Raw genomic sequence first — 19179 nt, forward strand, 5'->3', positions numbered from 1 at the left:
GAGACGAGGGTCGCACCGTACACCCGATTTTGATTGTGCGTCAGCGCATTGGCAGGATGTTCTGGTTGAGGCGGAACAGATTGTCCGGATCGTATCTGTGCTTGATCTTGGCGAGCCGCGCGTAAGCCTCAGCGCCGAAGGCGTCGCGGACGAGATCCGATCCTTCGCCATGGCCGGGGAAGTTCAGATAGAGGCGGCCGGTCGAGTAGCGCTGCATGTCCTGCCAGAAGCTGCGAACCCAGCCGATGTTCGCATCGTCCTCGTCAGCGCCTGGCCAGATGGCGTCGAGGCTGAGCATGAAGGGCATGGAGCGGTCGCCGAAGGCAGTCTCATCGGCTGCAACGCGCTGGACGAAACCGCCGAACTTCCAGATCGAGGCGAAGGTCATTTCGGAGGGGCGCTTCGCCATCCAAGCAGTGGTCTCCCCGACGACCTCGTCGTCGAGGCGCGAGAGGTAAGTGGATTTCCAGTAGCAGCGGTCGCGGCCTTTCGGGAACAGCCCGTCATAGAGCGACTGGATGGTGCGATATGGCATGCGGCCGCTGAAATCGACGAGCGGTTCCCCAAAACTCCGCAACGGCGCCACGACCCGTTCGCCCTCGTCGGCCGGTCCGTCATAAACATGCGCGAGCGCCAGGACGCGCCGGCCCCTTGCATGCTCGGGAATCGAGGGGTCGTCGGGCAGGGTGGAGAACTCGGCCAGGCCGCTCAGGCGGTCGGGTGCGGTCTGCATGAAGTCGCGCCAGAGCGGAATGATCTCGTTGGCGTGCTCCTCGGGATAGGCCGGACCGCATAACATCAGCTCCGGTTCGATCGGGTGCAGCTTGAACTCGAAGCTCGTCACCACGCCGAAATTGCCGCCGCCGCCGCGTAGCGCCCAGAAGAGATCCGGGTTCTGCGTCGCGTCGGCATGGATGAGCCGGCCATCGGCGGTCACCAGATCGGCGGCCAGCAGATTATCGACGCTGAGGCCGTGGCTGCCGCGCAGCCAGCCGATGCCACCGGAAAGCGTCAGGCCGGCAACGCCCGTCGCGGAGATGAGACCGCCCGGCGTGGCGCGGCCAAGCGGGGTGGTGGCCGCATCGACATCGGCCCAGGTCGCGCCGCCCTCGACGAGGGCACGGTCGAGGCCGGACGCGACCCGCACGCCCTTCATCAGCGACATGTCGATCATCAGGCCGCCTTCGCAGACTGCGTAGCCTGCAACATTGTGGCCACCCGAGCGGATCGCGATCGCTAACCGATGCTCGCGCCCGAAATTCACCGACGCCACGACATCGGCAGCACTCCGGCAGCGCGCGATGAGGGCGGGACGGCGGTCGATCATGCCGTTCCAAACGACCCGCGTCGCGTCATAGGACAGGTTCGACGGCTCCAGCACCTCGCCGCACAAGATGGAACGGAAGCTATCGATGCTCGATTGTGCAAGGGTAGCGGTGGCGGCCATGTGGCAGTCTCCTCGTTTCATGCACGCTAGCGCGGCGCGGGCACGGCCGCTAAAGTCGAAAATGCTGGAAGGCGGTCATTTCTGCCATGGTTGAACAGGCGAGACCATTGAATGTGGCGATCCTTGCCGCTCCGGAGGCTACCGCCTCCACGATCTACGGCATGTTCGACTTGTTTTCCTCGCCCGGCAGGGATTTCCTGTTCATCACCAGCGGAGCCGCGGGCACGCCACGCATGCGGCCCTATGTGGTTGCCGGGGACGGCAGCCCGTTTCGCGCGGCAAACGGCATCTGGGTGCGCCCAGATCACAGCCTTGCCGATTGCCCGCCACCCGACATCGTCTGTATTCCAGATTTCTTCGTCAATCCGGGCGAAAGCGTTGCCGGGCAGTATGACGCCGAAGCCGCGTGGCTGAAGCGAGCGTATGACGACGGCGCCATGCTGGCCAGCGCATGTTCGGGCGCGGTGCTGCTCGGTGAGGCCGGGCTGCTCGACAATCGCGAGGCCACCATTCACTGGGGCTATGTCGAGACGCTCACGAACAATTATCCCGGCGTGAAGGTGAAGCCGGGCCAGTCGCTCGTGCTGAGCGGCGAGGCCCAGCGCATCGTCATGGCCGGGGGCGGCTCAAGCTGGCAGGATCTCGCCCTCTATCTGATCGCGCGTTTCGTCAGCCTCAGGGAGGCGATGGAGGTCGCCAAGGTCTACATGCTGCAGTGGCACGACATGGGCCAGCAGCCCTTCGCCGCGCTGATGCGCTTTCGCCAGACCGACGACGCGGTGATCAACCGCTGCCAGAAATGGGCCGAACGCAACTACCGGACCCCTTCGCCCGTCACCGCCATGACCAAGCTGTCAGGCCTGTCCGAGCGCTCCTTCGTGCGCCGCTTCGCAAGGGCCACGGACATGAAGACAATCGACTACATCCACGCGCTCCGGCTCGAAGCGGCCAAGGAACTGCTGGAGACCGGCGACCTGGCGGTCGAGGGGGTGGCCAATGAAGTCGGCTACGAGGATGCGAGTTTTTTCGGGCGCCTCTTCCGCCGCAAGGTCGGGCTGACGCCGGCGCAATATCGCATTCGTTTCAGTGCTCTCCGGCGAGTTCTGAGCCGCGGTTGAATGTCGGCCGCCGCGGCGCGATACCCATATTCCGCTTTGCGCCTCAATTCGACCAATGGGCCGAGCTCTGCCGCCGATTGAAAGCGGACTCTGGTGGCTGGTTGCGCGTAGGCAGGGGTGCCACGTTAGAGCAAACCCAAGTGTAGGGCCGGAGGGGATCGTGGCGCCCCCAGAACGAAAGCTTGTGGCGGTTTTGGCAGCAGAAATGACCGAAGCGCCGTAAGATTGCGGCAATCCTGGTGGCGGACATCGTCGGGTTCAGCCGTCTGGGGCGAAACGACCAGGATTGTAGGCCCCCTTCACGCACACTTCTTGCGCTCAGCCACCTCGACGCTAAGGCGGAAAGCCTGGCCATCCGCATAGGAGCGTTCGTAGCTTTCTGCCTCGAAAGCGAAGGTCAGCGTGTTGCTATAGGCCGGCACGCGGACAGTCCAATTTCTTGTAGCGGATGATTTCGAAAGCATGCTCGGGCGATCCCATAGTTCCTCCCGCGATCACCGACGAGAGCTCTCAGATAGCGTCGCAAAAATCTTTGAATGCAAACCATCCGACACATCGGTGTCGTAATGTTTCAACGTTGCCCAAAGCTCCGCCAGTCCGGCCGGTAACCAAACAGTTCAGGCGGCGCTCCACATCATCAGCGCTTTCGCGACTCCGTCGAGAAGATGGTCAGCGTCAGATTCATGCTCGTAAAGCATGCTGGCCCGGATCGACTCGAGTGGAGTGTAGGATGGCGCGATACGCTTGAGTTCCGAAACGAGCCGCGATACCGCGTCCTGGTTGCCCAACTTCGCCTGTGCCGCCGCCAGCCATGTGAGCCTTACGGCCGAAGTCATGGGCAACATCGACCAACTGACAACGGCTCCCTTGTAGTCTCCCGCCGCGTATTGGGCGAATGCACGGTCGGAATGATACCAGTCTGGATGTATCGGATTGATCTGAACCGCCTTGTCGATCCAGGTCAGGGCTTCGAAAGGCTTGCCCCTGATGGCAAGCAGATAGCCGATCTGCGCGATCGTGTCCGCATCGAAGGGATTGAGGTCATAGGATCTTCGAAAGTGCCGCTCGGCGGCATCGTATGTGCGCGTGCACAGCAGTGCTTGGGCAAGAATCCGATGGCAGCGAGGCTCCTCTGGTGCGAGTCCTACCGCGAAGCGGGCTTGCTCTACTATGTCGGCCAGCACCTCCGGAGGAGCCATTCCATAATCGCCGATAATCAGCTCGGCAAATGCAAGGTATGAGCGCGCGAGCGCATAATGCGTATCCTTGGTGACGGCCGCAGCAAAGTAGTTCCGCGCTGCCTGATTATCGTCGGCGCCGTAGCCACGCAAATGCACCAGCCCCTTGAGAAGAAGCTCGTAAGCCGCCAGGCTTGCTGGAGGCTTTGGACGGGCGCGCGTCAAGCCCGCATCGTCGAGCCGTGCGACAAGACGGTTCGTCACACGCAGCGCGATCTCTTCCTGCATGTCGAAAACAGCTGAGCCCGATGCTGTGAACTTCTCGCCCCACAAGACCGCGCCGTTTGCCGCTTCGATGAGGTTGACCGCCACTCGTACGGTGCCGTCGCGAAGGCCCATGCGTCCCCGAACCAGGAAGGTTGCCCCGAGTCTCCTGCCGACCTCGGTCCAGTTGCCGGGGTCCTCCGACGCAAAGGAAAAGCTTGAGTTACGTGCCAGGACAACAGCAGTGCGAAATCGCGCCAGAGCGTTGACAATGTCCTCGGCAAAACCATCGACCAGAGGCGTGTCGGTCGCATCGCCTTCATTAGTGAAGCGCAGCACCGCTACAGAAGGCAGGTCGGACGGCGGCCTCGCCGGCGCGCCAAGCGGTGAAAGGAGGTAGCCGCGGCCTGAGACGGTGCGAATTATACTTTGTGAGTCATCGCGCAGCGCCTTGCGCAACTCGCGCACGCCTTGGGTGAGCGAGTCTTCGGTTACAAACAGCCCAGGCCAGACGGACTCCATCAGCTCCGACTTGCTGACGACGTGCCCTGTTTTTCCAACGAGATGGCTCAGGAGTGCAAATGTCTTGGGACGAAGTTTGACGGGATGACCCTGGCGCAACAGCAAGCCGCGCGAAGTGTCAAACACGCACTCGCCGATTGCTATGCTCCCTGATTCTGTATGCGACATTCAGAAGCGCTCTGCCGAACCGAGCCGGGCTCGTCGACATACAGGGGCCATCCGCGCTTACGGTCAAGTCCTTTGCCGCAGCCGCAGGTTCTGCCCCCTCAGGCACGGGTTCATGGCGAGCCAGGGCGCCCAACTCTAGAAGTTCGAAGAAGGTGCCGGGCATTGGCGCGCAGGCCAAGCTGTTGACCCCACTGAAGTACAACTCGTAAAGCTCTTGCCGTATGCGGAGCCTTTCGACGTCGTTTTCCATGATGGCCACTCCCTAGATTGTAGGGATCATGGCGCATGTGGAGCGGTGCGTACCGGCGAAATTCTGAAACTTTTCTGAAACCTGGTCGCTGGAGTACAGATCGGCCGGCGCCGAGAAGCCAATGACTGGCTCGCCGGCGGCTATCGCGAAATGCGATCACGCGAATCGGGCGAACTATTCCTCGTCTTCCACTCTCGGCGAGGCGCCTTGGGTCGCTGCCTCGATGCGATCGACGACGCGCAGCTCTTTACGATGGCGAGGAATTCAGCTGCCAGGTGCTTGAACTTCACCTCGCCCCCAGAGCGAAGATCCTCGCCTTCGATATCTCTCAAGGGCATGGAAGTTGCGGCAGCGCCTTTGAGGAACCGCAAATATCCCGCTGCAGCTCGTCTTTCGTTCGTTCAGGGTGTGAGGCCGCCACATGATTGAAGACCCACCGCTGCTCACCATCAAAAGCCGTTTCGAACGGCCTGCGGCAGAGATCATCAGTGCCTTTTCCGGCTTGCCCGTGAGCCTAGTCCTAGACGCCATGGGCGGGCGAGGGGCGTTGCACCAGGGATTAAGGCACTCTCGCCAGGTACTGCGATACTGGCCGATATCATCGTTGCGGCCACCGACAGCTTTGCTGGTGCGGCGGTCACTGAGGATCTCGTCCTTGGCATGGTGTGAAACAAGGGGTGCGCCGGCCTCGTGCGCGATGTTGTCGGGATCGAGGCGGGCGGGTGCCGGTTTACTGTGCCGGGATCGTCGCGAACTCGCCGGCGCGCAATGGTCCAGGCACGGCCGGGTTCCCGGTGGTACTGGGAGGAATGACCATCTCGCGGGGAGACATACTGGTCGGCGACCGCGATGGTATCGCCGTGGTGCCTCGCCTCGAGGCTGAAACGGTGCTGGCGCGGCTCACCGTATCAGGGCGGTGAGAAAACTCTTGATGGCCTGGTGCGGCAAGGTCTCGCCCGATTTCGCCGAGGTCATCATCAAGTCTGACAGGACGCGCTTCGTTGACTGAAAATTTTCAACGGCACCTAAGGTCCGCCTCGCCAACAGATCGTGGTTGCCGTAATTCACTTCCAATCAGATCCCGCGCTGCTTTGTTTGAGGCTATCTCGGAATTCACCTATCGAACGTCGCCTTCGAAAACGGGATTCTGTAATCTGTGCTATGCCACTTAGTCGACAGGAGTGGGCGAAGTGAGCCAGACGCGAAAACTTGCGGCGATCCTGGTCGCTGACGTGGTCGGATATAGCCGGCTGGCGGGGTCAGACGAAGATCGAACGCTGGCGCGGCTACGGGCGCTCCGGAGCGATCTCATCAATCCGACCATCGCTGTCCACAATGGGCGCGTTGTGAAGCTTATGGGTGACGGCACCCTCGTAGAGTTCCGGAGCGTTGTTGACGCCGTACGCTGTGCAATCGAAATGCAGAACGGCATGGTTGAGCGCAACGCTGGCTTACCGCCCGGGCGACGCATTGAATTTCGCGTCGGCATTCATCTCTGCGATGTTGTCGAGGAGAGCGACGGCGATCTGATGGGAGATGGTGTCAATATTGCCGCCCGTCTAGAAAGCATCGCTGAGCCGAACGGCATCTGTTTATCGGCCGCCGCTTACGAACAGGTGCGCGACAAACTGAAGGAAGAATTTGTCGATCTGGGCGAGAAAGAGCTCAAAAATATCGCACGCCCGGTGCGCACCTATCGTCTACGTATGCGCGACACAGTCCCAAAAACCGATCTGGCTGCGACTGCCGGGTCCTCCGAACAGCTGGCGCTGCCCGACAACCCTTCGATTGCTGTCCTGCCATTCCAGAACATGGGCGGCGACCCCGAACAGGAATACTTCGCCGATGGCCTTGCCGAAGACATTATTACTCGGCTGTCGCGTCTTCGTTGGCTCTTCGTGTCCGCCCGCAACTCTTTGTTCACCTACAAGGGAAAAGCGGTCGACTTAAAACAAGTCGGTCGAGAGCTTGGTGTGCGGTATGTGCTGGACGGAAGTGTAAGGCGCTCAGGTCATCGCCTCCGGATAAGCGCGCAAGTCAGTGACACATCGACCGGGGTCCAAGTGTGGGCTGAACGATACGATGTGGAATTGTCGGAATTCTTCGCGCTTCAGGATCAGATTGCCGAAAGTGTCATCGCTACGATCGAGCCGCGGCTCTACACGGCGGAACAGCAACGCTTTCAGAGCAGGTCCCCCACCAATCTTGACGCTTGGGGATTCGTCATGAAGGCGATGCCATATGTCTGGACCTGGAGTTCGGCTACGGAAATCGAGATTGCACAGGGATTTCTGAAGCAGGCTACGGACCTCGATCCTGACTATCCCCGCGCCAACAGCCTGTTGGCGTGGGCTCACGCGGCCCGCGTTTTGTCAGGATGGGCCAACGCAGCAGACATTCTGCCCACCTCTCGCGCCCTCGCGCAGCGGGCAATCCAAGGCGACCCCGAGGACCCGTGGACGCATTTAGCGGCAGGGTTTGTGCACATGATTTCGCGCGGCTTCGACTCTGCTGTGAGAGAACTAAATGAAGCGATCGAGCTAAACCCGAGCTTCGCCTTTGCGCATTCGATCCTGGGCTCAACTTACGGATATGGGGGCATGCCCGCCGAGGGGCTCGACCATCTTGAAATCGCGGGTAGGCTAAGTCCTCGCGATCACACATATGCTGCGAATTTCTCCATCCTTGGCTTATGTCATTTCATGGCTGGACGATATGCAGACGCGGTCGAATGCGAATGTCGCGCGGTTGAACTCCGGCCCCATTTTGGGTCTGCATGGCGGACGTACGCGGCGGCCGCTGGGATGGCCGGTGAAATGGACATCGCGGTTCATGCGCTTTCGCAGGCCAAGCGCCTTCAACCGTCCCTGTCGCTTCAATGGGTAGACAAGTTTCATCCGATCGTTCACGACAAGCACCGGGCTCTCTATGTAGAGGGGCTGCGCATTGCCGGGCTTCGATAGTTGCGGATCGTGCCGTGCTCGTAGCTCGCTATCGGACCTACTATACCGCACGAGCGTGCGCTCAGCGCCTCAACTCGGTTGTCAAAGCTTCGGTGGGTTTCTTCCAACAGCAGACGTTCCTCACGATGAATCCGAAGAGCCGGCCGACCACTTGGAAGTATGCATTCGAATCGCTTCGGCGCGCTAGATCTCTGAAACCAAGGCGCTACTGGGATGGCCCTGAGTTCGGCTGATCAATTGCCGCCGTCAAAACGGCTTCCGCTCCCGGGGCTCTCCCTTCTCACCAATTTCCCGTGCGGTTCTGCGCTGCACTCTGGAGCGCGCGAGAGGCGGACCTATCGAAGCTGTCGGCGCAGGCCGCTTCGACGTCCGCTTCGGTCAAGCCAACGTCCCGCAGAAGGCAGTTGGACAGGTGACCGAGCCCGCGCTCTATGTTGCGGCGGGTCCTCCACTCACGGACAAGGGCCAGCAGGCGTTCGAGCGGAGGGTCAAGAAAAGTGCCCGGCAAGCGCCGTGCGGTCTGGCCTATTGTCGTTTGCGTCATGTTACGCCAAGTCATGGTGAACCTCCGTTGATCGGGAATGCGAATGGCGATCACGTGACGGCAGAAGGCGAGAAGGCGCCAGGGCAGCTTCGGAAGCGTTCCGCTTCAGATTGTGAACTGGCCTCAGACCTCCGAAAGGCCTAACCTGCGGCAAAGGAGCGGTCAGCCATGACGCGACGGCCTTACGGACTGGTCTGCCCGATCTCGCACGCCTGCGAGTTCCTGGAGCCCCGCTGGACAATTCAAATCCTGACCGAGCTCTGGAACGGCTCGACCCGCTTTAATGACATTCGCAAGGGGGTGGGCAACGTCTCGTCCGCCCTCTTGTCGAGGCGGCTCAAGGAAATGGAAGCGTTGGGCCTGGTCGAGCGCGTCGAGGACGAGGCGACGGGCACCATCAGCTATTTCCGTACCGAAAAGTCGATAAGGCTCGAGCCGGCGATGAACGCGCTGGCGGAATGGGCGCAATGCAACATCGAGGCGGAGATCGCGCTCGCCGACGTGGATGTTTCGACCCTCATGTGGGCCGTGCGGCGAAAGATTGACCTCGCTGAACTGCCGCGGCGGCGCGCCGTCATCCGCTTCCATTTCCGCGAAGATCCCCCACCAAGGTGTCCCCATTACTGGTTTGTGGTCGAGCCAGGCTCAGACTTGCCCGAGCTATGCTCGCTCGACCCCGGCCGGGACGTCGATCTTTACGTCGAGACCGGCGTTGTTTCGCTGGGAGCGATCCTGGAGGGCCGCTCCAGCATCGAGCGTGAGAAAGAGAGGGGCGGCCTTTTCCTCATCGGCGACCTCGGCCTCGCGCGAAGCATGGACCGTTGGCTGCGAATCTCGGTCTACGCGGCGCTTGAGGGAATCGTCCAGCTTCCTTGAAAGCTATGTTTGGAGTGCAGCCTTATGCAACCCGCCCAGGACGACAAAGCCATTTGGCTGGCCTCAAAAGCTATGGTGCAATCGTCCGTTGTTGATTGCTGCTCACCGAAAGCCGCCAGTCCGCATTCGGCCCGACGCTGCCGGACCGCTTTGCCGCTCAATCTCAGTCGTAAAGTTGCATTTTCGTTGCCGGGAAGCAGACATTTTCTGCAAGGCGCTTCGCAGGGCTGGATAGGCTAGGCTCACGCGGACTTAGACCATGCGAAGTTTATCTCGAGCGATCTGCCACGCCGATTCGACATGTCGCCTTGCCGCCGCTTCCGCTTCATCGGGCTTGCGCGCCCTTATCGCATCCATGATCTCATTCATCTCGGTGATCGCCGGCTCGCGGCGGTTCTCCGAATGAATAGTCATCGAACGAAGCTGATTGATGCGGACATTCAACCCGCTGACGATTTCCCAGGCGACACGCTTGTCCGCGGCCTCGAACAGCGCCTCGTAGAATTTCGTCGTTGCCCGCATAACCGCCGTCGGCATCGCGGACGCCCACGCATCGAACAAATCCGCCAGCGCCCCTTCGAGCGTTGCCAACTGCTCGCCGGTGGCCGACAGGGCACAGGCTCGGGCCGCGATGCCTTCAAGCAGAGCCCGAAGCTCGTAGATCTCGTCGGTACGGCCGAGGTCCGGCCTGGCGACGGCCGGCCCATGCCCAGGGATCATCTGCACGAGCCCCTCTGCCTCCAGCTGCCGTAGAACCTCACGCACGACGGAACGGCTGACGCCGAGCTGGTCGCAAAGCGGCCGTTCGACGAGCCTTTCGCCAGGCTGGAAATGGAAATCCATGATCGCTTCGCGCATGCGCTCCAGCGCCAGCGTCCTCAAGGTCTTGGCGCTGCGGTCGATGCGAAGCGTGTCGTCTGGCATGTATGCCTCCTGCGCCGCTACCAAAACAGATTCGACGCCCGGTTGACAAGGTACTTGGCGCTCCATATCATGGTATACCATAAGATGACAACGGACGTCCCGAGGCATTACCTACCGAGGAATCGATGCAGCCCGCCATTCGTAAGATCGTGACTTATACCGAGAACATGCTGATCGAAGGCGGCAAGGCCGCCCCCCGGCCGCTGCGCCTTATCGGCGTCGCCGCGGTGCTGACCAATCCCTGGGCCGGTCGCGGCTTCACCGACGATCTGTCGCCCCAAATCCGAGCCTGTGCGCCGGTGCTGGGGGAGATCCTGACCCGCGAGATCGTTGCCGTCGCCGGTTCCGGCGAGGCTATCGAGGGCTATGGCAAGGCCGCCATCTGCGGTACGTCGGGCGAGATCGAGCATGCGTCGGCGCTGATCCACACACTCCATTTCGGCAATCATTTTCGCCGTGCCGTCGGCGCCAAGACCTACCTTGCCTTCACCAACCTGCGCGGCGGGCCAAACACGCCGATCATGATCCCGCTAATGGACAAGAATGACGAGGGACGGCGCTCGCATTACCTGACCGTTCATTTCCAGATCGGCGATGCGCCGGCGCCGGACGAACTGGTGGTCGCGCTTGGCGCTTCGATCGGCGGTCGCCCGCATCACCGCATCGGCGACCGCTATCAGGACCTCAAGGAGCTTGGGGACGTGCATGGCTGATGCTTCTGCATGGGCTCGACAGGGCACGGCGCCCGACGGCACCGGCTTCATCCGGGCCGGTGTCGGTACCCCAGTGCTGTTCATCCATGGTGTCGGCATGAACGCTGCGATCTGGCAGCCGCAGCTCGAGCGCATGGTTGGCCGCTTCGACGCGATCGCCATCGACATGCTCGGCCATGGTCAGTCGCCGCTGCCACCTCAAGATCCGGAACTGGCCGATTATGCCGACCAAGCCATTCGCCTCCTCGACCATCTCGGCCTCGACAAGGTATCCGTCGTCGGCCACTCGATGGGTGCACTCGTTGCTCAGGAACTCGCGCTGCGCGCACCGGAGCGCGTCCGCCGCATCGTTTCCCTGAATGCCGTGTTCCGGCGTCCACCTGAACTGGCCGAAGCCGTTCGCCAGCGCGCGGTCGCGCTCAACGGCCGCAGCGATACGGCCGGCACGGCACGGACCATCGCCCGCTGGTTCGGCGATCCGGTGCCGGCCGAGTTGGAAGCGGCAGCGCAGAAGACGGCATCCGCACTGAGCGCGGTCGACCCGGAAGGCTATGCCCGCACCTATCTCCTGTTCAGTCGTGCCGACGGCGATCATGCTGATCGCCTGCCGACGCTGGCCGTGCCGGCCCTGTTCATGACCGGCTCCGAGGACAGGAACTCTTCACCGGCAATGTCAGCCGCGATGGCACGCCTGGCGCCGCATGGCCGCTGCACGGTACTGCCAGGTGAGAAGCACATGATGGCGGTCGCGGCACCGGACCTCACCACGCGCTGCATCGTTGACTTCCTCACAGAGGACGAAGCGACCGAACAAGACGGCCCTGCGGAAGCAAATACCGGGTTCGACAGCGGCGAATTCCGCCGTGCGCTTGGCTCCTTCCTCACCGGCGTCACCATCGTCACCACGATCGGCCCCGAAGGCGAGCCGCGCGGCTTCACCGCCAACTCCTTCACCTCGGTGTCGCTCGATCCGCCGCTGGTGCTGGTCTGCATCGCACACAAGGCGCTTGGCCATCCCGTCTTCGCGACATCGAAGAGCTTCGCCATCAACGTTCTCAACGAGGGTCAAAAGGCAGCGTCCGGCATCTTCGCCTCGAAAGTGGCCGACAAGTTCGCCGCCGTTGCCTGGCGGCCGGGACGGACCGGCAGCCCTGTGCTGGACGGCTCCGTCGCGTCCTTCGACTGTGACATGGAGCGACTGGTCGAGGCCGGCGATCATTCGATCCTCATTGGGCGCGTCCGCGATTTCGAGCACAATTCCTCGCAGCCGCTCGGCTATTGCCGCGGCGCCTATGTCGCACCCGGCCTCAGCCAGGACGCGCTCGCCGCAACCCAACCCGGCACCGATGTTGGCGCCATCCTCGAAAATGGCGGCCGGATCCTGTTCGTGGAAACCGCGGACGGTTTTGAACTGCCGCGTGGCCGAGGATTGGGCTCGGCCAGCGACGGCAAAAGCCTGCGAGGGCTGCTTGCGGCGAAAGCCATCGAGGCTCAGCTCGGCTTCCTTTTCGCCGTCTGGGACGATGCCGGACCTGTTTCACGCACGCATGTCTACTATCGCGGCACGTTCGACGTGCCCGCTTCCAGCGATCGCGGCATCCGGCTGATCGAGATCGACGCGATCGAAGGATTGAAGATCGCCGATCCGGCGATCCGCTCGATGCTCGCGCGCTATGTCAGGGAATGCTCGGTGGATGCATTCGGTGTCTATGTCGGTAACAATGTCGAAGGCGAGGTCCGGCCGCTCGCCAGCGCCGGCGCTTCCGCCGTCAATACAGGTGACCAGCGATGAAATTCTCGCTTTTCGTGCACATGGAACGATCGGACCTGGCCAAGCCGCATTCCGAGCTTGTGACCGAGCTAGAAGAACTGGTCCTGCTGGCCGAGCAGGCAGGGTTCGAGACCGCCTGGATCGGCGAGCATCACGGCATGGAATTCACCATCTCGCCGAACCCCTTCATCAACATCGCCTATCTCGCCGCCAAGACCAGCCGCATCCGCCTCGGTACCGGAACCGTGATCGCGCCCTTCTGGCACCCGATCAAGCTTGCCGGCGAAGCCGCGATGGCCGACGTAATCAGCGGCGGCCGGCTCGACATCGGCATCGCGCGCGGCGCCTACAGCTATGAATATCAGCGCATCTTTCCAGGCCTCGACGCCTGGGGGGCCGGCCAGCGCATGCGCGAGATCATACCGGCGATCCGCGGCCTCTGGGACGGCGACTTCGAACTCTCCGGCGAGTTCTGGCAATTCCCGGCCACCACCTCCTCGCCCAAGCCGCTGCAGAAACCCTACCCGCCCATCTGGGTGGCGGCCCGCGACCCGAATTCGCATGATTTCGCCGTCGCCAATGGCTGCAAGGTCCAGGTGACGCCGCTGGCTTCCGGCGATCACGAGGTGACCAGCCTGATGCAGCGCTTCAACGGCGCCTGCACCGCGCATCCCGAGATCGAACGACCGGAAATCATGCTTTTGATGCACACCTTCGTCGCCGAAGACGCGACCGATGCCGATCGCCTCACCCAGGACCTGTCGACTTTCTACTGCCAGTTCGGCGCCTGGTTCCAGAACAAGAAGCCGGTGCATCAAGGCATATTGGAGCCGCTGACGGCGGATGAGATCGCGGCCATGCCGCAATACGCGCCGGACAAGATCAGGCAGAACCTGGTGATTGGCGAGGCTGATGAGGTCATCGCCCGTTTGAAGGCTTATGAGGCGCTCGGCTACGACCAGTATTCGATCTGGATCGACAGCGGCCTTTCGCACCAGCGCAAGATGAAATCGCTGCAATTGTTCATCGACCGGGTGATGCCGGCCTTCCTCTGATCGCGAGCCCATGACCGACGCTGTTTTCAGGAACTTCATCGACGGCCGCTTCGACGAGCCGTCCGCCACGTTCGACAGCGTCGACCCATCGGCCGGGACGGCCTGGGCCAGGATGCCGGCGGCGAGCGAAGCCGATGTCGACCGTGCCGTCGAGGCGGCGCACCGCGCGCTGCGCTCAGACCTATGGCGAAGGATGACTGCGACAGCGCGTGGAAAACTGCTGGTCAAGCTCGGCGACCTCGTCGCCGCCAATGCCGGGCGCCTTGCAGAACTCGAGACGCGCGACACCGGCAAGATCATCCGCGAAACCCGCGCCCAGATCGCCTATGTCGGCGATTACTACCGCTATTATGGCGGGCTTGCCGACAAGCACGAAGGCGCGCATGTGCCTGTTGACAAGGCGGATCTCGACGTCACCATACGCCGCGAACCGATCGGCGTCGTTGCCGCGGTGGTGCCGTGGAATTCGCAGCTCTTCCTCTCGGCCGTCAAGCTCGGCCCGGCGCTCGCCGCCGGCTGCACCATCGTGCTCAAGGCCTCCGAAGATGGGCCGGCGCCGCTGCTTGCCTTTGCCGAATTGGTTCATGAGGCCGGCTTTCCAGCCGGTGTCGTCAACATCCTCACCGGCTTTGGCCATGATTGCGGCCGGCGCCTGACCAGCCATCCGCTGGTTTCGCGCGTCGCCTTCACCGGCGGTCCGTCGACGGCGCGCGCCGTCGTCAGGAACACGGCGGAAAACCTTGCCTACACCACGCTCGAACTCGGTGGCAAAAGCCCGGTCGTCGTCTTTGCCGACGCCGACCTCGACAGTGCCGCCAATGCGGTGGTCGCCGGCATTTTCGCGGCGACCGGCCAGAGCTGCGTCGCCGGCTCGCGGCTGCTGGTTGAACTTTCGGTGAAGGATGAATTCCTCGCTCGCCTGAAGCGCAAGGCCGAGGCGATTCGCATCGGCGATCCGCAGGATCCGGCGACCGAAATGGGTCCGCTCGCCACGCTGCGGCAGCGCGACTGGATCGAGAAGGTTGTCGCGGAAAGCCTCACCGCGGGCGGCATGCTGGTCACCGGTGGAACACGGCCAGTCGGCAGCGGCTTCTACTACGCACCGACCATCATCGATGCCGGCGGCAGCGATCTGCCCTGCGTGCGGGAGGAATTGTTCGGACCGGTGCTCAGCGTGCTTGCCTTCGACAGCGAAGCGCAAGCGCTGGCACTCGCCAATGACACGCCGTTCGGCCTGGCTTCCGGCGTGTTCACCAGCAATCTCGGCAAGGCGCATCGCATGGCGCGCGACATCCATGCCGGCGTTGTCTGGGTCAACACCTATCGCGCCGTATCGCCGCTCGTTCCCTTCGGCGGCTACGGCCTGTCGGGCCTCGGCCGCGAAGGCGGTCTCGACGCCATCAGAGACTACACGCGCTCGAAATCCGTATGGATCAACACCTCGGACGAGCCGATCCCCGATCCCTTCGTCATGCGCTGAGTTGCGAAGGACGCAGGTGCACTGAGAAAAACAAGAACAGACCAACAGAGGAGAATGAGAATGAAATTGATTTTGACCGGCCTGCTGGCCGGACTGCTCGCGGCGACAGCCGCCAAGGCCGATGAGATGGCGTTCACCAGCTGGGGCGGCACCACGCAGGAGGCGCAGACCAAGTCCTGGGCCGCCCCCTTCGAGGCCAGCTCCGGCATCAAGGTTTTGCAGGATGGACCGACCGACTACGGCAAGCTCAAGGCCATGGTCGACGCCGGCAACGTCACCTGGGATGTCGTCGACGTGGAGATGGATTTCGCCATCAAGGCCGCCAAGGACGGACTGCTCGAGCCGATCGACTATGCGGTCGTGCCCAAGACCGATCTCGACCCGCGCTTCAGCAATGAGCATGCCGTCGGCAGCTTCTACTATTCCTTCGTGCTCGCCTGGAACAAGGGCGCCGTCCCGGGCGAACCGGCCGGCTGGGCCGACATGTTCGACACCAAGAAGTTTCCCGGCAAGCGGACCTTCTACAAATGGTCGGCGCCGGGCGTGATCGAGATCGCTCTGCTGGCCGACGGCGTGCCGGCGGACAAGCTCTATCCGCTCGACCTCGACCGTGCCTTCAAGAAGCTCGACACCATCAAGTCCGACATCGTCTGGTGGGGCGGCGGCGCCGAGTCGCAGCAGTTGATCGCCTCCGGCGAGGCCGCCTTCGGGCAATTGTGGAACGGGCGCGTCTTCGCCCTTCAGCAGGACGGCACCGATGTCGGCGTCTCCTGGAACCAGAACCTCACCGCCGCCGACGTGCTCGTCGTGCCGAAGGGTACCAAGAACAAGGCCAGCGCGATGAAGTTCCTTGCCGCCGCCACCAGCCCGACCGGCCAAGCGAAATTCGCCGAAGCAAGCGGCTATGCGCCCATCAACACCAAGGCCAAGGCGGAGATGCCGGCCGATGCCGTCAAGGCCCTGCCAGATGCCCATGTCGAGGGCCAGATCAATCTGGACATGAACTACTGGGCCGAGCATCGCGACGAGATCGCGACGCGCTGGTATGCCTGGCAGACCAAGTAACGCCGTTGCAGACCCACGGGGCGCGGCTTGCGCGCCCCGTTTCGAGACAGGACCGCTCGATGCAAGGAAATTCTCCTAGACGCGGCTCGATCGTCGGCCTCCCGGCCGGCAGTGGCAGCGCCTTGCCGGCCCTGCTCCTGGTCGGGCTGTTCTTCATCGTGCCGGTGATCGCCCTGCTGCTGCGCAGCGTCACCGATCCCGAACCGGGCTTGCAGAACTACGCGGCGCTGTTCGGCAGCGGCACCTATGTGCGGGTGTTCCTCAACACCTTCCTGGTTGCATCGGTCGTCACCGCCGTCACCATCCTGGTGGCGTTCCCCGTCGCCTGGATGCTGGCGATCATGCCGCCCGCCCTGGGCTCGATCGTCTTCGGCATCATCATCCTGTCTATGTGGACGAACCTTCTTACCCGCACCTATGCGTGGATGGTGCTGCTACAGCGCACCGGTGTGATCAACCGGGCACTGATGGGCCTGGACATCATTCACGAGCCGCTGCCGCTCATCAACAATCTGACCGGCGTCACCATCGGCATGGTCTACATCATGCTGCCCTTCATGATCCTGCCGCTGGTCGGCACACTGAGGGCGATAGACCCGATGACGCTGCGCGCGGCAGCCCTTTGCGGCGCAAGCCCGTTCGAGGCCTTCCGCCGCATCCTCTTGCCGCTGTCGCTGCCCGGCGTCGCTGCTGGCGGCCTGATGGTCTTCGTCATGTCGCTTGGCTACTTCGTCACCCCGGCCCTGCTCGGCGGCACATCGAACATGATGCTGGCCGAGATGATCGCCCAGACGGTGCAGTCGCTGCTCAACTGGGGGCTCGGCAGTGCGGCCGCCTTTGTCCTGCTTGCCGTCACCATGGCGCTATACGCGATCCAGCTTCGCCTGGTTGTTGCCAGGCGCGCCGGGGGAGGGACCTGACATGCTGCTCGACTATGAACGGCTCGGATGGCTGCGCATGGTGCTTGGCGGCTTCACGGCGGCCGTCGCGGCTTTCCTGCTGCTGCCGGTGGTCTTCATCGTGCTCCTGTCATTCGGCTCGTCGCGCTGGCTGGCCTTTCCGCCACCCGGGTGGACGCTGAAATGGTATCAGCAGTTGCTGGGCGACCCGACCTGGATCGATGCCGCGCTGACCAGTGCCCGAATTGCCGCCATGGCCGCTATCCTCGCCGTCATCATCGGCCTGTTCGCCTCCTTCAGCCTGGTTAGGGGTGAGTTTCGCGGACGCCAGGTCCTGCGCGGCTTGCTGTTGACGCCGATGGTGCTGCCAGTGGTCGTTTTCGCCATCGCCATCTACGCCTTCTTCCTGCGCATCGGCCTTGCCGGCACCACGGTCGGCTTCGTCATCGCCCACACCATCTTGGCGCTGCCTTTCGCGATAATTCCGATCACGGCCGCGCTCGAGGGTTTTGACAAATCCATCGAGGACGCGGCCATCGTCTGCGGCGCCAGCCCGCTGCAGGCGAGGCTTAGGATCACCTTGCCGTCGATCAGGATCGGCATCTTCTCGGCGGCGATCTTCTCTTTCCTGGCCTCATGGGACGAGGTCGTGGTGGCGATCTTCATGGCGAGCCCGACCTTGCAAACCTTGCCGGTGAAAATCTGGGGCAGCCTGCGCGCCGACCTCAGCCCGGTCGTCGCCGCCGCCTCCAGCCTGCTTGTCGGCTTGACCTTGTGCCTGATGATCGTGACCGCACTCCTTCGCAGAAAATTGTCCAGATGATCCCTCCCTTCCTGTCCATACGCGCAGTAAGAAAGACGTTCGGTGCCTTCGTCGCCGTCCACGACGTAACCATCGATGTGCCCAAAGGTGAATTCCTGACGTTCCTCGGCCCGTCCGGCTCCGGCAAGTCGACGACGCTCTACGCCATTGCCGGTTTCCAGGATCCGAGCTCTGGCGATGTGCTTCTGGAGGACATGTCGCTGCTTTCGGTTCCGTCGCACAAGCGCAACATCGGCATGGTTTTCCAGCGTTACACCCTGTTTCCGCATCTGAGCGTCGCCGAGAACGTCGCCTTTCCGCTGCGCGTGCGCCGCCGGCCCGACGGCGAGGTCAAGCGCAAGGTTGCCGACATGCTGGCGCTGGTGCGCCTCGAAAACTTCGCCGACCGCCATCCGGGCGCGCTGTCTGGCGGCCAGCAGCAGCGCGTGGCGCTTGCACGCGCGCTGGCCTACGACCCACCGATCCTTTTGATGGACGAACCGCTGTCGGCACTCGACAAGAAGTTGCGCCAGGAGATCCAGGCCGAGATCCGCCGCATCCACCGCGAGACCGGCGTCACGATCCTCTATGTCACGCATGACCAGGAGGAGGCGCTGCATCTTTCCGATCGCATCGCTCTGTTCAGGGAAGGCCGTATCGAACAGATCGGCACCGGTGAGGATCTTTACCTCCGGCCGGCGAGCGAGTTTGTCGCCGGCTTCATCGGCAACTCGAATTTCTTGCCGGCCGAGCATCTGCTAACCGCAGGTGGTGCGGCGACGGTCCGCCTGGTCGACGGCTCGATCGTGACCGGCGTAAAGACGACAACATCCTTTGGTCAAGGCCAAAAGGTGCGCCTGATGGTACGCCCCGAAGCCTTCCGCCTGACGCCCGGGCCAGCGAGCGCAGCACTCGCCGTCGAGATCGTCGATACCGCCTTCTTCGGCGACCGCCGGCGCATCGTGGCGCGCACGGCGGCCGGGGAAGATATCGACGTCAGGCCAACCTCCGATGCAGAGGAAGCGGACAGCGCCATCGCACCGGGTCAACGCATTTTCTTCGATCCTGCCTCGGCATTCCTGTTCCCTGTCTAGGGCTTGGATTGCGCCCTGTTAGGTCGATTCCATTGCGGCATGAAAG

At 62.6% G+C, this 19179-nt stretch carries 17 protein-coding genes; 12 read left to right on the top strand and 5 right to left on the bottom strand.

Annotated features, from left to right (window positions below; all coding sequences use genetic code 11):
- Positions 1-40: 40 nt before the first annotated feature.
- Positions 41-1447: an FAD-binding oxidoreductase gene (locus ACYG9Z_RS15440; RefSeq protein ID WP_023699224.1), complete on the bottom strand. Its 1407-nt coding sequence runs from the start codon at positions 1445-1447 to the stop codon at positions 41-43.
- A gap of 113 nt (positions 1448-1560) precedes the next feature.
- Here ACYG9Z_RS15440 and ACYG9Z_RS15445 point away from each other — a divergent pair, with 113 nt between their 5' ends.
- On the top strand, positions 1561-2565 hold the full coding sequence (locus tag ACYG9Z_RS15445; RefSeq protein WP_245259990.1) for a GlxA family transcriptional regulator: 1005 nt from the start codon (positions 1561-1563) through the stop codon (positions 2563-2565).
- Positions 2566-2864: 299 nt separating this feature from the next.
- Here the strand turns inward: ACYG9Z_RS15445 and ACYG9Z_RS15450 are convergent, their stop codons facing one another.
- Complete coding sequence (locus tag ACYG9Z_RS15450) at positions 2865-2987, bottom strand: hypothetical protein (RefSeq protein ID WP_023699222.1); 123 nt, start codon at positions 2985-2987, stop codon at positions 2865-2867.
- 195 nt (positions 2988-3182) lie between these two features.
- Positions 3183-4655: a winged helix-turn-helix domain-containing protein gene (locus ACYG9Z_RS15455; protein WP_023699221.1), complete on the bottom strand. Its 1473-nt coding sequence runs from the start codon at positions 4653-4655 to the stop codon at positions 3183-3185.
- A 1014-nt stretch (positions 4656-5669) separates the two neighbouring features.
- Here ACYG9Z_RS15455 and ACYG9Z_RS15460 point away from each other — a divergent pair.
- Positions 5670-5867 carry an RraA family protein gene (locus tag ACYG9Z_RS15460; protein WP_196813640.1) on the top strand — a complete coding sequence of 66 codons (198 nt, stop codon included), beginning with the start codon at positions 5670-5672 and terminating at the stop codon, positions 5865-5867.
- Positions 5868-6137: 270 nt separating this feature from the next.
- A complete protein-coding gene (locus ACYG9Z_RS15465) occupies positions 6138-7910 on the top strand; it encodes an adenylate/guanylate cyclase domain-containing protein (protein ID WP_023733665.1) in 1773 nt (590 codons plus the stop codon).
- Positions 7911-8190: 280 nt separating this feature from the next.
- Here the strand turns inward: ACYG9Z_RS15465 and ACYG9Z_RS15470 are convergent, their stop codons facing one another.
- Positions 8191-8469 carry a DUF1127 domain-containing protein gene (locus ACYG9Z_RS15470; protein ID WP_023736932.1) on the bottom strand — a complete coding sequence of 93 codons (279 nt, stop codon included), beginning with the start codon at positions 8467-8469 and terminating at the stop codon, positions 8191-8193.
- 153 nt (positions 8470-8622) lie between these two features.
- On the opposite strand from ACYG9Z_RS15470, the gene ACYG9Z_RS15475 reads away from it, so the two are divergent.
- Positions 8623-9330, top strand: a complete 708-nt coding sequence (locus ACYG9Z_RS15475; RefSeq protein WP_286461255.1) for a winged helix-turn-helix transcriptional regulator — start codon at positions 8623-8625, stop codon at positions 9328-9330.
- A gap of 252 nt (positions 9331-9582) precedes the next feature.
- Here the strand turns inward: ACYG9Z_RS15475 and ACYG9Z_RS15480 are convergent, their stop codons facing one another.
- Positions 9583-10254 carry a GntR family transcriptional regulator gene (locus tag ACYG9Z_RS15480; RefSeq protein WP_023697480.1) on the bottom strand — a complete coding sequence of 224 codons (672 nt, stop codon included), beginning with the start codon at positions 10252-10254 and terminating at the stop codon, positions 9583-9585.
- A 125-nt stretch (positions 10255-10379) separates the two neighbouring features.
- Between ACYG9Z_RS15480 and ACYG9Z_RS15485 the strand changes: the two genes are divergently transcribed.
- The 8 genes from ACYG9Z_RS15485 to ACYG9Z_RS15520 are packed head-to-tail and all read left to right on the top strand — an operon-like array spanning position 10380 to position 19133.
- Positions 10380-10967 (top strand): amino acid synthesis family protein, encoded by a 588-nt coding sequence (locus ACYG9Z_RS15485; protein ID WP_023697481.1) that lies wholly within the window; start codon positions 10380-10382, stop codon positions 10965-10967.
- Entirely contained in the window at positions 10960-12759 is a 1800-nt protein-coding gene (locus ACYG9Z_RS15490) for an alpha/beta fold hydrolase (protein ID WP_023697482.1), read from the top strand. Before ACYG9Z_RS15485 ends, ACYG9Z_RS15490 begins: the two co-directional genes overlap by 8 nt.
- A complete protein-coding gene (locus ACYG9Z_RS15495) occupies positions 12756-13793 on the top strand; it encodes an LLM class flavin-dependent oxidoreductase (protein WP_023697483.1) in 1038 nt (345 codons plus the stop codon). Before ACYG9Z_RS15490 ends, ACYG9Z_RS15495 begins: the two co-directional genes overlap by 4 nt.
- 10 nt (positions 13794-13803) lie before the next feature.
- On the top strand, positions 13804-15273 hold the full coding sequence (locus ACYG9Z_RS15500; protein ID WP_023697484.1) for an aldehyde dehydrogenase: 1470 nt from the start codon (positions 13804-13806) through the stop codon (positions 15271-15273).
- 60 nt (positions 15274-15333) lie between these two features.
- Entirely contained in the window at positions 15334-16338 is a 1005-nt protein-coding gene (locus tag ACYG9Z_RS15505) for an ABC transporter substrate-binding protein (protein WP_023697485.1), read from the top strand.
- A gap of 59 nt (positions 16339-16397) precedes the next feature.
- Positions 16398-17258, top strand: a complete 861-nt coding sequence (locus ACYG9Z_RS15510; RefSeq protein WP_023697486.1) for an ABC transporter permease — start codon at positions 16398-16400, stop codon at positions 17256-17258.
- 1 nt (position 17259) lies between these two features.
- Complete coding sequence (locus tag ACYG9Z_RS15515) at positions 17260-18060, top strand: ABC transporter permease (protein WP_023697487.1); 801 nt, start codon at positions 17260-17262, stop codon at positions 18058-18060.
- Positions 18057-19133 carry an ABC transporter ATP-binding protein gene (locus ACYG9Z_RS15520; protein ID WP_023697488.1) on the top strand — a complete coding sequence of 359 codons (1077 nt, stop codon included), beginning with the start codon at positions 18057-18059 and terminating at the stop codon, positions 19131-19133. The genes ACYG9Z_RS15515 and ACYG9Z_RS15520 overlap by 4 nt, the downstream gene beginning before the upstream one ends.
- The last annotated feature ends 46 nt before the right edge of the window (positions 19134-19179 follow it).

The organism is Mesorhizobium sp. RSR380A, from assembly GCF_054719385.1.